The following is a 14,918-nucleotide window of genomic DNA, read 5'->3' as shown; positions in this document are numbered from 1 at the left end:
TGTGAATATTCGGGATTATTTAACTTCTACAAACCAGGGAAGCCGTGAAAGAGGGACGTCGAGGGTATACGTTTTACCTCCTTTATAGACTTTTCCCAGATCATCTTTCCATTTACCTTTGGGGAGTTTTACTGTACGTGTATTGCCGCTGGACATAATGGGGGCTACCAGGTATTTATCCCCCAACATATACTGGTCTCTGCATTCTTCAAATCCCTGATTAGGGAAGGCATAATCCATGTGACGTACAATGGGTTCTCCTGTAATAGAGGCTTTTTTTGCCTGTGAGAGTATATAATCACCCAGTTGCTCATGCCATTTGGCATACTTGATGCACATTTCCAGGTTCTCTTTGCTTAGAATCCGCCAGGGGGCTACTGAAAACTGCATCATCGGCATCATGGAATGTATCTGGCAGGAACGTACAATCAATGTCTGGTCAAAACCGGACGCATCAATACCCTGAAAACTGGAATATTCTCCGCCTCCAATCATGTCGGGACAGGCATACGAATATCCCAACAGGCCGGCGGCTATCATTGAGGGAACCAGACTTGCCACTCCGTCCCATGAGTATTTCTTGTCGCCCAGGCGTTGTACTAAAGGCTGGCCGCCTAATTTCCAGCAGGCACGGAATTCGTTATATGGAAATTCGAGCCCCAACTTGGCCCATAAATAAGTCTGTTCGGTATCATACGATTGGCGGTCGAAAACATCTACCTCTTTTTCCGGATATCTTTCCGGGTCTCCTGCATCGAATTTGAAACCGTCGATATGATAGTCTTGCTGCATTTTCTTGAGCGTACTCCGTAAATGGTTATAAGCTTCAGGATTGCTCAGGTCATAACAGGCACTGGAACCGTTCCACCAATCGAGAATTGCCGGCTGGTCACTACCTTTTCTTTTTACCAGATATCCCTTTGTCTTTAGATACCTGAATTCTTCGCTATCGGGTGACACAAACGGACTTACCCATAACATCACTTTAAATCCCATGGCATGAAGTTCGTCAACCATTGCTTTGGGGTTCGGAAACTTGTCCGGGCGGAAGTTGAAGTTTCCGTAATCTTTTTGCCAGTTATCGTCAATCATCAGTATGCCGGTAGGAAATCCGTTGTCGATAATACTTCTTGCATATTTCAGGATATCCTCTTGATTCTGATTATATATAAGCTCTATCCAGGTATTGTATTGCGGTTTTGAGAAGAACAGTTCGGGCGGCAATATACCGGCGGGTGGGAGATACTTTCCGGAAGCGGTCAGGTAAGCCTCTTTTAATGTGTTTCCCGCGGTAGCGTACTCTATTGTTCCTCTGGCGGATTCTATGCGGATTTTTCCGTCTCTCAGTTGAAACTGGAATGGACCGTCACACCAGATATAACGCCCCTTATTCGAGATAAGTAACGGGGTAGTCTGGTTATTAAAATTCTGGGTTTGCAGGTCGGCTTCTATTGTGTTATCGCAGAAAGGCATTTTATTGCCGAGGTCGGTAGCTCCTCCCCACCATTTTTCATTGGGAAGGATTTCTATTTCTTTTACCTGTTGTGGCAAAGCAGTTGTTGCGAGACTGAATGCCAGGATACTGAGGATTAATTTCTTCATAATATAAATATTAATGTGACTAATGCTTGATAAATTCGGAGGGTGAACTGCCGAATTGTTCTTTAAATGTTCTCGTGAAATAAGACGGACTTTCGATTCCGACGGCATAACCGACTTCACTGATTGACATATCGGTGGTTCTTAACAATTCGGCTGCCTTGTCCAACCGAATCTTACGGATGTAATTTCCCAAAGACATTCCGGTTGTCGACTTGATAAAGCTATACAGTTTGGTCCTGTTCATTCCAAGTTCGAGGCAGAGGTGGTCGACGGAGAATTGCTGGTCGGTTAGATTGGCATTAACCAACTCTACTAGTTTGTCGAACACTTCTCTTTGTTTCTTGTCCTGAATCTCCTGCCGGACGTTGTTGGCGGTAGGCAGATTCCGCATCTGATGACTTTTATTGAGAAGATTGCGGACGTTTGCTTTGAGAAGTCTGGGGTTGAAGGGTTTGGGGATGTACGCATCCGCTCCCATTTCAATCCCTTCAATCTGGTCCTCAACCTGCGATTTTGCAGTAAGCAGAATGATAGGAATAAAACAAGTCTGTAAGTTCTTCTTTAGAGTTGCACACAGTTCTATACCGTTCATTCTGGGCATCATTACGTCTGAAATGATAATGTCCGGAAGGCTGCGGTTACATTTGTCCAAGGCTTCCTGTCCATCAATAGCCATGATGATATTATAGTCTTTTACGAAATACTCCCTTAATATCATAAGTATTTCGTGGTTGTCATCCACCAGCAGAATCGTAGGTTTGCCTTCCATATAAATAGCTGTGGTTTCTTCTATCTCCAATGGTTCGTACTCTACTGCATAGTTTGATAAATAGTCTTTTAGTACGAAAGTACTTTCTTCTATCTTTTCCTCTTTGGCCAGATAGGTGTCCGATATCGGCAGGGCTATGATAACTTCGGTTCCTGCATCCGGCTTGCTGCTGATGATAATTCCGCCGTGGTGGAGTTCGATAAGGGATTTGACCAGAGATAACCCGATGCCCGAACCGGTATGCTGTTTACCTGTATTATTTTGCACCTGATGAAAACGTTTGAAAATGGTAGGCAGTACGGCTTTCTCCATGCCAATCCCTGTATCGCTCACTCTTATTATCGCCTGTTCGCCGGGAATCATATCTTTGGTATTCCAGAAAGAATCCTTATAGCGGGGAACAATGTCATTCACGTATCCTTTAGCAACCTGAATGTTGATTTCGCTGCCGGCATGAGAATAGCGTATACTGTTGGAAAGAATATTCGACAGTATTTTACCGAAATGCTCCGGGTCTATCCACATCCCGATCTCCGGATTGTCAATTTGTAAGTTCACATGGATGTCGGAGGCTTCCGCCCAGCCTTTGAATTCTTCGTAAATATCGCTCACGTATTCAGGAATAGAAGTATAGGTCGTCCTGAGTTGGGCGGACTTCACTTCTACCCGGTGAAAATCAAGCAGTTCGTTGACCATGTTCGACAGTTTGCCTGTATTATGTTTTATGATATTTACATATTTGTTTGTGCAAATGTCCTCGTCTTCAGCAATCTCATTGATAGCGTGGCTTATCAAGGTCAGCGGGGTCCGGAACTCATGAGAAACATCCGTGAAGAATCTCATTTTCATTTGCATCATTTCCTCTTTCTGTCGTTCCTGTTCTTTCTGCATGGAAATCGTATTCTTCATCTGAGTCCACTTGATGAAGTAACGGAAACCTACGTAGAACAGTCCCAGAATGGCGAGAATATATAGGGTATAAGCCCACCAAGTCATCCAGAAAGGGGGTTGGGAGTAAATCTGCAATGCATATTGTTCATTACTCCATGTTTGCCAGTCGCCTGCTTCCACCAGTAAGGTATGCGAACCGAACGGAATTTTCTGATAAGCTACGGCTGGTTCCTTGCCTGCTTCTATATATCGCCATTCATTATCATATCCTTCCAGTTTGTAGCGGTAGCGTATGTGGTGCTGGTTACTGTAAGATAATGAGGTGAAGTTGACGGAGAAATTATTATCAGGATACTTGAGTTCAAGACTGTTGGAAAATTCGATGTCCGAGTCTACAGGTTTTCCGTTGATATGGCAACCGGTAAAGTAAACACGATATGAGGTGTTATGCGGAGTTTCGGCAATAGGAGTGAAGTAGTTCAGGCCGTGGGCTCCTCCGAAGTATAAGTTTCCTTCGTCATCCTTGGCGGAAGAGGAAGTACCGAACACATAACTTTGTAAGCCATCGTTTGTGTCGAATACATTGAAGCGTTTTATCCCGTCGTCGAAGTAGTTCAGATTAAAGCCTCCGCACCATACACGCCCGAACTTGTCGACTTCGATACTCTCTATGTCGTTGGACGTCGCTCCGGCTTCTATCCCGTAACTTTTGGCTGAGTAGTCGTAAATCCCGTTGGGCCTGTCTATCAGTGTCACTTTATTAAGCCCGTTGCCCATGGTGCCTATCCAGTAAGTAGAGTCGCTTCCCTTGTCGATAGGCCAGATGTAGTTACTGCTTAAACTGTTCTCGTCGTTCTCTCTCGCCAGATATTTGACGATACGGACTACCTTGCCTTCATTATCGAATATGACACGGTTGATACCCATTGCCGATGTGATAATGAGTTCATTTTTAGTTGTATCGCTATATATGTTGTGAAGCAAGTCGGTGGACAGATTACAAGGAGCGGGAGTCCGGCTGGTATAGGTCATCGTGTTTTTCCATAGACCGTTGCTCTCTTCGAAACACTCCAGTCCGGCATATGTCGTGACCCACAAACGGTTGAACTTGTCGAAATCCAGCCAGAAAATATAACCGCCGTTGATTGTCCGCAGTGAGTGGGTAACTTCTCTTGTCTTTTTATTGATAATGACGATATTATCTCTGACAGCTGCATAGATATTCCTGCTATCCGACTGTATACTTGTGATACTCGGAAATAACTGGGGAAGGTGACAATAATCCCATATCACCTCTTTAGTTCTGATATCGAAACTGCTCAATCCGCCAAACTTGCTTCCCATATATACATGGCCATCCTTGCTGTAATGTACGGAACTGATAAACTCGGAACCGATACTTGTATCGGACGTTCTGAAAGGACTGTATCTGACAGTCTTGAAAAAACGGGCCCTTGTATTGGCATAAGACACGCCTGCGGTCCAGGCGGATACCCATAGATTATTGTCCCTGTCGAGGAAGATATTGTTGATGTCACTTCCTACCGAATAGGGATTGGACGGTGAGTGCTTATGTTCCATGACAGAGGTGGACTCATTGCTTTTCCATACTTGGAAAAGTCCTTCGTTTGCTCCTATCCATACATATTCGGGGTCAACACATAAGGACAGTACCCCACCCGGAGTATGGAACATGACCTGCTTGGCAAGTGTATAACTGCCGTCGTTTTCGATTTTATATTTAGCCAGATGTTCCTGATAGATGATCCATAAATCTCCGTTATCATAACAAATATCCCTGACTCCCGATCCTATGTTATTATTGATATTGCCAGAAAACTTCAATTCTCCCTCAGCGTCAACCTTGTAGGCGGACAGATACCTTTTTCCCGAAATCCAGGCATTCCCCAGGCTGTCTGTTGCCACCTTCGGGTTCAACTCGTCGGAAATATAATTGTAAGTGTCTCCTATCTTTCTGGCAGAAATGACCGGTTCCCCGTTATCTTTTCCGGAAGATTCAATCTTTACCAATCTGATTTGGTTATCCGATATGAGCCATAACTGATTACCAATGCCCTGCTTGAGCACCCTGACTTTGGAATAAAAGGCGGGATCGGGTTGAGCCTCTGTCCGGTAACTGACAAATTGCTTGGTTCTGATATCAAAACAAGCCAGTCCGGCTTCCGTAGCCAGCCAGATATAGCGACCTACTATCTGAATACTATAAACCCTGTTATAATAGACTGAATTTATAATACCGTTTTCGTACTTGTAGGAATCAATGGAATATCCGTCGTACCGATTAAGCCCTCTATGGCTTCCGAACCACATATATCCTAAGGAGTCTTGTACGATACAGGTCACGTTATCGTGTAGCAGTCCCTCGTTTCTGGTCAGATGACGGAACAGGAGTTCTTCCTGTGCATTGCCGGTTATGAATGCACAGGAAAGAACGATAAGTGACAGAATGATTTGTTTATAATATCTCATAAGCAAAAAACGTCTGTGTTATGGACGAACGGTTATGTCAATGGTAGAGAACTGAGTGTTGTAATCATATTCACTTGCATGAATATTGTTTCCTACATTGTCTTTATACCCGCTATCCGAATAGTTTTTCATACTTGTATTGGTGCCTATTACGACTACCTGATAATTACCCGGTTGCGTATACGTATATTGATATTTTAATATTCCGGAGTTGTCATTGATGTTCAGAGACTGGCCTGTGGAGAACGGAATATAGTCTATATCACCATAACTTGCGGAAGCTATGTAGTAATCGCCTAAATATCCGGCATTATTACTAGGGGTAAATAAGATCTGTATGTATGACAATGTACCCATCGTTTTTCCCGTAGCTCCCTGCCAGGCGTCTATAACACTCGACAAGTCAACGGAGTAGTCCGTAAACGCGGTATTGGGATTCCAGTATATGTCCCAGACGGTTTCATCTCTGAATATAACCTCCGTTTCGCCGACTCCAATGCCGCCGAGGCGGATGACTACCTGAAAGGTTGTGATGTCCGGACGCTGCTCTCCCGAACTGACATCTTCCAGGATGTCTTTGTCGAATCTCATCCGTAAATTCAGCTTTTTGTTTGTTCCCAGTTTGGCGTCCGTATGCAGGCGGAGTGCCTGATACCACCATTCGGGATGAACGGATGTGATTTTCAGTACATTCTGCTGAATGGACTCGTCATACTCGATTTCGGCTTCCGAACCTATCAGGTTATCACCACTGCCTGCGTTCACAACTTCTGCGAGATTGTCCGTAATGGAAGTGGAACCGGCGGGTGTATCGGCAAAGTTACAATTATACGGTGTAATTTCCGGATCGATAGGGCGATAATTGTTGTTTTGTAAATCATCGTTGGTTTTTCCTTGCAGCAGATAGTAGGCACTGCTCTTGTAGTCGTGCCCGTCGTCTCCGGTGTAAATGGATACGGCCATTGCATTATGCCGGATACTGAATGTAACGGGTTCTCCTACCTTTACCTCTGTCTTGTCTGCGCTGGCGGAGATATGTAAGCTGGGGGCTTTCTCTTCATTGCACGCAATAAATGTAGTTGCTGCGAGCAGAAGTATGAATTTAGTATAGGTTGTTTTCATTCTCTTATCGTTTTAAGTTGACACAAAAGATTAATATCCCGGGTTCTGAGTCAGGTTCTTGTTCACATCTATTTCACTCAAAGGCACGGGCAATAACATATTGCGGGATTGGATATTCTCCGGAGCTCCGGGAGTTGTGATTTCCCGTTCCGTATTACTGATGAACGGGTTATATTGCCGCCATGCCTGCATCTGCTTTACCAGGATACCGCGGCGGACGAGGTCGCACCACCTGTCGGTCGACTCGGCTACTAGTTCGCGTGCCCGTTCGTTAAGTATTTCAGTTCTGAAGGCTGTATAATCATCGCCGTATCTGTTATACTCCCAGGCAGTTCTCACTCCGTCGTAGATATAACCGTATGCTCCGGGTTTCCAGTCGGGTACACATTCGTCTACTTCGGTAGCATAGTCGGTAATTAATTTACGGGGCAGTACATCCTGGTGCATAATGCCTTCGTTGGCGATTCGCGAACGTTTGCGCACAAGGTTGACAGCGTCGTAAGCAGACTGTATGGAGATTCCGCTCATGTCCATTCCTGAAGAAGGTCGGTAGTCGCCGGGAGCATGGTTGACTTCGTTGTATGCTTCCGCGTACATCAGTAACACGTCCGCATAGCGGAGCAGAGGTTCATCCATACCGAAGTTGGTGTAATTGTATGATGAAGGGTCTGCCAACGGATATCGTCTGAATTTGCCGATACTCCATTGAAGCCAGTTATTGTTTTCCGTGGCCTCGCTCAGCTTCTGGTCGCCCCTTGTGTCCCAATACATCTTGTAGTCCCAGCCCCATAACGTTCCGTCATCTTGTATGGTCATTCGCGGGCAGTTCCATAAACGGCGGATAGAGTCGCTCGGTTCATACATCATGCGGTGGTAGTCCGAACTTGAGATGTTATCCCACGAACCTCCGAGGTTCTGGTTGCCTCTGATACCGAACATCATGCCTGTCCATGTTCCCGTGTCGTCACCTGTCAACCCCTGAACACACCACAAAACTTCATCCGGTGCCTTGTCCCGGGTCTTGGCATTGAATACATCCGGATAATAGTCCACCAGTTTGTAACGTCCGCCTTGAATAACAGCACTTGAATGTTCGAGTGACTTCTCGAAATTGTCGGCTGCATTGCCTAGTATTTCTTTTCCGTCCCGTTGCGCTACGCTACCCAGCCATAAATATACTTTAGCCAGGAAACCATGGCAGGCGTCTTTGGTCAATCTGCCGTATTGATAGCCTTTTGAAGTGTCGCCCTTGTCCATTGTGTGACTGATACAGTATTCGAAATCCTCTATGATTTGCCGGAATACTTCTTTCTGCGGAGTGCGTGTCACCTCCAGTCCGTCAAGAGATTTGGTATCGGTCAATACCAGCGGCACATCACCAAACCACCTGACAAGGTCGAAATACAGGAAAGCACGGATGCCATGTGCCTGTCCGACATATCTTTCCCAGTTGTTGATTTTCTCTTTGTTGGCAGTCACGTTGTCTATCACAGAATTGCAGTCTTTTATCACTGCATAGTGATTTTGCCACATACCGGCGATATATGTGTTCTCAGAACCGTATGTGAAGTTACTTAGTCCGCTTGCTTCGTCCCAGCTTGCGCGTTTCAGCAAGTCGTTGGGGATTTGCTTTATATTGTATCCCGTCACCCACGAATCGGATAATCTGCGGTAAACACCATTAATGGCTTGCCGCGCATCGGATTCACTGTTGTAGAAATTGTCAGTTGTCAGTTTGCCTTTGGGGTCTTCTTCCAGAAAATCGGAGCAGCCACAAATGTTCAGGCATACAAGCATTGCAATTAATATGTTAAACTTATTCATGTACTTGTTCTTTTATGATTAAAACCCTAGTTCGATTGAAAGCGAGAAGGAGCGTGGTCTCGGGTACGGGCTCATGTCGAGTCCGGGAGCCAGACGGGCTACTGTTCCGTAACCGGTATTTGCCTCGGGGTCGAAGCCGGAGTAACGGGTCCAGAGCCATAAGTTCGTTCCGGTCAGTGCTATGCGCATTTTGGAGAGGCCCATTTTGCCGGTTAACTTGGCGGGGAAGGTATAGCCCAGAGTCAGGGTTTGCAGACGTAAGAATGAACCGTCTTCTACCAGGTCACTTCTAAGTACGCTTTCTCCCCAGGTTCCTCGGCCGTACAAAGGATAATTATTAGTGGGGGTGTTGGCAGACCATACATCTTTGTAGACACTCTTCAGGACGTTGTTGATACTAGTCGTTCCTACGAGATAGTAGGCGTTGCCGTTTACTACGTCGTTGCCGTATGACCAGCGGAAGAAGGCGTACAAGTCGAAACCTTTATAAGAGAATGTATTTCCGATTCCTCCTGTATGTTTGGGGTTGACATCCGCAATCGGTGTACGGTCGTTCGAGTCGATTACACCGTCTTTATTGACATCGACAACTTTGAGTTGTCCCAATCCGAGGTTAGGGCCGGGGTATCCGTTGATGACTTCGGTATCATTGTTGTAAGTTCCGTCGCTGATATAGCCGTAGTAGATACCTACCGGCATTCCTACTCTGAGCAGGACGTCACTGGTAATTTTGGCATTAATTCCTCTGTCGTAGAATTGCTGGTATTGTCCCTTGTCCAGTGACAGGATTTTGTTCTTGTAGAAGGAGATATTGAAGTCCGTCGACCAATTGAAAGCGCCTTTAAACCAGTTCGCGTTAATGGCGAACTCCATACCCTTGTTCTCCATTGAACCTGCATTTTTCCAGGCTTTGGTATAGCCGGAAGTAGAAGGAATGTTTACTTGCAGTAACATATCGTCAATCCTTTTGTAGTAAAAGTCTGCCGTAATAGAGAAACGGTTATCCAATACGCCGAAATCAAATCCGATGTTGTACTGTTTCTGGCTTTCCCATTTCAGGTCGTCATTCGTTACGTTGGAAGGATAACGCCCGATTTCCACCGTGCTTCCGTTCATTACCACCTTATTGTTTTCCAACTGGGATAAAGATTGATAAGAGGGAATCTGATTATTACCCGTCATACCGAAGCTGGTGCGTACCCTCAGGTTGGATATGAAATCAAACTTCTTGATGAATTCTTCTTCGGAAGCGCGCCATGCGACACTGACAGCAGGGAAATAGCCGTATTTGTTATTGGCTCCGAACTTGGAAGAGCCGTCGACACGCAAAGAGGCATTTAATACATATTTATTGTCGAAAGTATAGGTTCCCCTACTGATATACGATACCATTTGATTGCTGTCATACGTGTATTTGGGAGCGTAAGTGACCAGCCCCTTGTCTATTCCCCATATACCGACAGCCATGTCTTCGAAGTTTGTTGATTTGTTGTAGATATCTTTCATCGACCATTTGCTGGCCTCAAAAGCTCCCATTAGTGAGAAGGAATGCTTCTTTATGCTTTTCGCATATTGCAGCCGTGCTTCATATACCCAACTGTTTTCTTCCCGGTTACTGATTTCCATGCGTCCCCTTTCCGATTGCCCGTACCAGGTATCCGAACCCCAGAGCTTGTCCTGATCCATGGAATACTGGCGATAAGAGGCGCTGGTACTGAACGTGAGGTCTTTCAATATCTTATAGTTGAAGTAGATATTACCATTGAGTTCACTATACTGATTGTTGATATTGACCTGATCGACTGCTACCAGGGGGCTCATAATGTTCACGTTACTGTAATTCATGATATCCGCCAGTCCCGGATAAAAGAGGAAAGGAGAAATCTGCAAGGCATTGAGAATGACTCCCGACTGTGACCAGTCGCTGACCGGATTCTTGTCTTTAGAGGTAGAATAAGACAGATTAATACCGATATTGATTTTGGAATTGACCTCCTGATTCAAGTTCAGGCGTGAGGTGAAACGGTCGAATGCAGACCGTTTGATAATTCCCGTATTATTCAGATATCCGAGTGAAAGCATATAGGTTGTTCCTTTGGTTCCTCCGGATATACTTGCGTTTGCTTCGTATTTTCTCGCTGTCCGGGTAATTTCATCCATCCAATTGTGTACGGACGGGTCGTTCCAACCTTTGTTGTCAATCACGTTTTGCCAGAAATTGATGAGGTTCGGACTATCGTATGTTCCGTAATCAAGCATTTTCTTTGCGTACTCTTCCGGAGATAATACTTCCAGCGGAATATTGGGATTCATATCCAAACCTCCTGTCAGGCTGAACGAGAATTTAGGTTTGGTAGAGGCTGCTCCCCGTTTGGTGGTGATGATGACAACGCCGTTGGCTCCTTTGGCGCCATAAATGGCTGCCGCCGCTGCGTCTTTCAGAATCTCCATGGATTCGATGTCGTTCGGGTTCAGTCCTAACAATGGATTATTCACCGTTTCGGTATCTTCATTAGTAATTTGTTGAGTAGGCATGGGGACACCGTCGATGACAAACAGCGGCTGGGTTCCGCCTGTGATAGAGTTGACACCTCTGATTCTGAAGGTCATTCCGCTCGATAACGAACCGTCTGTCGGGATAATCTGCACACCGCTGATTTTGCCTTGCAGTGCTTGCAGGGTTTGCGCCGAACTGCTTTTGGCAATATCTTTTATATTAACTGACGCAACAGCGGTTGCAATGTCGCTTTTTCTCTGGCTACCGTAACCTACGACTACTATCTCGTCCATTTCTGTTACTGACGGATCCAGCGTTATATTAAACTTGCGGTTTTTCCCGATAGCCACTGTCTTGGGTTTATATCCCAGATAACTGATGACAATCTTCTCGGAAGGAAGTGCTTTTAGAGTGAACTTTCCTTCTAAATCTGTAATTACGGCGTTGGTAGTGCCTTCGATATTTACCGTAGCACCGATCAGAGGTTCGCTCTTCTCATCCAACACTTGCCCTGAAATAGTTACTTGCTGTGCTAATACTACCGTCATGTGGAGCATTAGGAACAATGTGCTTAATAGTACCTTTCTCTTCATAGTGCAGATATTAAAGTTTATAATAAGAATGAATACAAATAGACTTAAATGGTGATGCAAATAAAGCGATTTATAATATTCGGGCTTTGACTTATAGTACTTTTCTCTTGACCAATTTACAAACTTCTTTTTAAAATTATCTCCGTACGCCTTAAAATTAGGGGAGAGGACTGCTAATTTATAAATAGTTAGGAAAAAGACCAGATATGAAGGATTGTATATTCAATCATTCTATTTTCTGAAATTTGCGGCCCGGCGTAGGTCTGAAGGAAAAAACTCGAAGGATTTAGTATTAGTGAATTCGCGAATGTTGTCATATTGGGCTATTCCCTGTTAATGTGTCGCTCTTTTGCTGGTTAGTGGGGTGTAGGGAAGGAAATATTAATGATCCTGTTTGAAAATGATAATATCAGTTGCTTCTTGTTCTTATGCCAACTAGGGTAAATAGTGCTTCAAATAGGTGTTTAAAATCCTTCTTTATCGTGTCCGGTTTGTTTCACACCGGGAAACACTTCGTGTCGCACCGGGAAACAACTCGGGAAACGGTTGTTTCTTGCATATTTGGCTCGTTTATATGCATAAAAAGACCGGATATTGTATGTATATGCGTTATTTTATACGCGATTTCTGCTCTTAGTGAGAATCTGACAGTCCCGGTTGTGATGAGAATCTTAAAAATAGGACATTTCGCAGACTTATCGGTTTCATCTATCACCGCATAGAATTATTCGATTGGACTTTTTTTGCAAAGGCGGGTCTTCCGCCTTTATCTTTGCATCAGAAACAAGAAACAAAACGAAGTTTCTGATGTTATAAGTCAAATCAATTAATAACAATAAAAGCAATAAAGATTATGGAACCAATTTTAAATTCTCAGCTTCCTGAATTCAGTGTTCAGGCTTTTCAAAACGGAGCTTTCAAGACTGTAACCAACAATGACCTGAAAGGTAAATGGGCGATTCTGTTCTTCTATCCTGCCGACTTTACTTTCGTATGTCCTACTGAATTGGTGGATATGGCTGAAAAGTACGACCAGTTCAAAGCAATGGGCGTAGAAATCTACTCGGTAAGTACTGACTCGCACTTCGTACATAAAGCTTGGCATGATGCTTCTGAAAGTATCCGCAAGATTCAATATCCGATGTTGGCAGACCCGACAGGTGCTCTGTGCCGTGCACTCGGAGTATATATCGAAGAAGAAGGTATGGCATACCGTGGTACATTCGTTGTCAATCCGGAAGGAAAGATTAAAGTGGTGGAATTGAATGATAACAATATTGGCCGTGATGCGAGCGAATTGCTTCGTAAGGTGGAAGCTGCTCAGTTTGTAGCGACTCACGACGGAGAAGTTTGTCCGGCCAAGTGGAAGAAGGGTGAATCTACCCTGAAACCGAGCATCGACCTGGTAGGTAAGATTTGATAGATCTTGATAATGATGATTATGAAGGGCCGGTAACGGGAGACGCTGCCGGCCTTTCTTTTCAAAAAATAGAAGGAGAAAAAGGTATATGTTAGAATCTGCATTAAAAGAACAACTGAAGGGTATTTTTGCCGGACTGGAGGCGAATTTTACTTTTGATATATCGGTATCATCCAGTCATGAAAACAGAACTGAACTGGTTGAACTGCTGGGAGACGTAGCAGACTGCTCCGACCACATCACTTGTGTAGTGAATGAAGGAAGCGGACTGAAATTTGCTTTATTGAAGAACGGTGACCGTACTGGAATCACTTTCCGGGGAATCCCCAACGGGCACGAGTTTACTTCGCTATTGTTGGCTATACTGAATTTGGACGGCAAAGGGAAGAACTTCCCCGATGAGGCTGTCTGCAATCGGGTGAAAGCACTGAAAGGCCCGATACATCTGGTTACCTACGTTTCGCTGACTTGTACGAACTGCCCTGATGTTGTACAGGCTTTGAATGCGATGACAACACTCAATTCTTCCATTACGCATGAAATGGTGGATGGTGCGCTCTACCAGGACGAAGTAGATGCATTGAAGATACAGGGAGTGCCTTCCGTGTTTGCTGACGGCAAATTGCTCCATGTAGGCCGTGGCGAATTCGGCGAACTGCTTGCAAAATTGGAAGAACAATATGGAATTGATGAAACCAAAGCGGTGGCTGAGGTGAAAGAATATGATGTGATTGTTGCCGGTGGAGGCCCTGCGGGAGTGTCGGCTGCTATCTATTCTGCCCGTAAAGGATTGCGTGTAGCTATTGTAGCCGAACGTGTCGGCGGACAAGTGAAAGAGACTGTCGGCATCGAAAACCTAATCTCTGTTCCTGAAACAACGGGCAGCGAACTGGCAGATAACCTGAAAACTCACTTGTTGCGTTATCCGGTGGATCTGTTGGAACATCGTAAGATAGAGAAAGTGGAAATACTGGGAAAGCAGAAACTGGTAACGACTTCTGTCGGTGAAAAGTTTCTGGCTCCTGCATTGATTATTGCGACCGGTGCAAGCTGGCGTAGGCTGAACGTTCCGGGAGAAGCGGAGTATATCGGTCGCGGTGTTGCTTTCTGTCCTCACTGTGACGGCCCGTTCTACAAAGGAAAGCACGTAGCGGTAGTTGGCGGAGGAAATTCCGGAATCGAGGCGGCTATCGACTTGGCAGGTATTTGTTCTAAAGTAACAGTCTTTGAATTTATGGATGAACTGAAAGCGGATAATGTACTTCAGGAACGCCTTAAATCATTGCCGAACGTAGAAGTATTTGTCTGCTCACAAACTACCGAGGTGGTAGGAAACGGTGACAAACTGACTGCTTTGCGTATCAAAGACCGCAAAACGGAAGAAGAACGTCTGGTGGAACTTGACGGAGTGTTTGTACAAATCGGCCTTTCTGCCAATAGTAGCGCATTCCGCGAAGTGGTGGAAACAAATCGTCCGGGTGAAATTGTGATTGACGCACATTGTCGCACCAACGTGACCGGAATCTATGCAGCCGGAGATGTTTCCACCGTACCTTATAAGCAAATCATTATCTCTATGGGAGAAGGGGCGAAAGCTGCACTTTCCGCCTTTGATGACAGAGTACGCGGCGTTATTTGATAGAACCGGAACTAAAAATAAAAGCTACAAAGGTATCGTTCATGCCTTTGTAGCTTTTATTTTTTTATTAC

Annotated in this window: 7 protein-coding genes; 2 read left to right on the top strand and 5 right to left on the bottom strand. The window is 44.9% G+C overall.

Going from position 1 to position 14,918, the window contains the following annotated elements:
* Nucleotides 1-15 precede the first annotated feature (15 nt).
* Genes CGC64_RS02475 through CGC64_RS02455 form a run of 5 tightly spaced genes read right to left on the bottom strand, consistent with a single transcriptional unit; the run spans nucleotide 16 to nucleotide 11,788 of the window.
* Nucleotides 16-1,602 (bottom strand): glycoside hydrolase family 31 protein, encoded by a 1,587-nt coding sequence (locus CGC64_RS02475; RefSeq protein WP_005675262.1) that lies wholly within the window; start codon nucleotides 1,600-1,602, stop codon nucleotides 16-18.
* Between the two features lie 19 nt (nucleotides 1,603-1,621).
* The gene (locus CGC64_RS02470) at nucleotides 1,622-5,752 is read right to left on the bottom strand and encodes a hybrid sensor histidine kinase/response regulator transcription factor (protein ID WP_005675263.1); all 4,131 of its coding nucleotides are present in this window, start codon (nucleotides 5,750-5,752) and stop codon (nucleotides 1,622-1,624) included.
* 18 nt (nucleotides 5,753-5,770) lie between these two features.
* Nucleotides 5,771-6,874, bottom strand: coding sequence for a DUF5017 domain-containing protein (locus tag CGC64_RS02465; RefSeq protein WP_005675264.1), 1,104 nt, complete (start codon nucleotides 6,872-6,874; stop codon nucleotides 5,771-5,773).
* Nucleotides 6,875-6,904: 30 nt separating this feature from the next.
* Complete coding sequence (locus tag CGC64_RS02460) at nucleotides 6,905-8,698, bottom strand: RagB/SusD family nutrient uptake outer membrane protein (protein ID WP_005675265.1); 1,794 nt, start codon at nucleotides 8,696-8,698, stop codon at nucleotides 6,905-6,907.
* Between the two features lie 18 nt (nucleotides 8,699-8,716).
* Nucleotides 8,717-11,788, bottom strand: coding sequence for a SusC/RagA family TonB-linked outer membrane protein (locus CGC64_RS02455; RefSeq protein ID WP_005675266.1), 3,072 nt, complete (start codon nucleotides 11,786-11,788; stop codon nucleotides 8,717-8,719).
* A gap of 853 nt (nucleotides 11,789-12,641) precedes the next feature.
* Between CGC64_RS02455 and ahpC the strand changes: the two genes are divergently transcribed.
* Together ahpC and ahpF are read left to right on the top strand one after the other, a co-directional pair.
* Nucleotides 12,642-13,208: an alkyl hydroperoxide reductase subunit C gene (ahpC, locus tag CGC64_RS02450; RefSeq protein WP_005675267.1), complete on the top strand. Its 567-nt coding sequence runs from the start codon at nucleotides 12,642-12,644 to the stop codon at nucleotides 13,206-13,208.
* 88 nt (nucleotides 13,209-13,296) lie between these two features.
* On the top strand, nucleotides 13,297-14,847 hold the full coding sequence (gene ahpF, locus CGC64_RS02445) for an alkyl hydroperoxide reductase subunit F (RefSeq protein WP_005675269.1): 1,551 nt from the start codon (nucleotides 13,297-13,299) through the stop codon (nucleotides 14,845-14,847).
* Nucleotides 14,848-14,918: the final 71 nt, after the last annotated feature.

This window comes from Bacteroides caccae (genome assembly GCF_002222615.2).
Lineage (GTDB): Bacteria > Bacteroidota > Bacteroidia > Bacteroidales > Bacteroidaceae > Bacteroides > Bacteroides caccae.
This window is presented reverse-complemented; position numbering and strand designations above follow the sequence as displayed.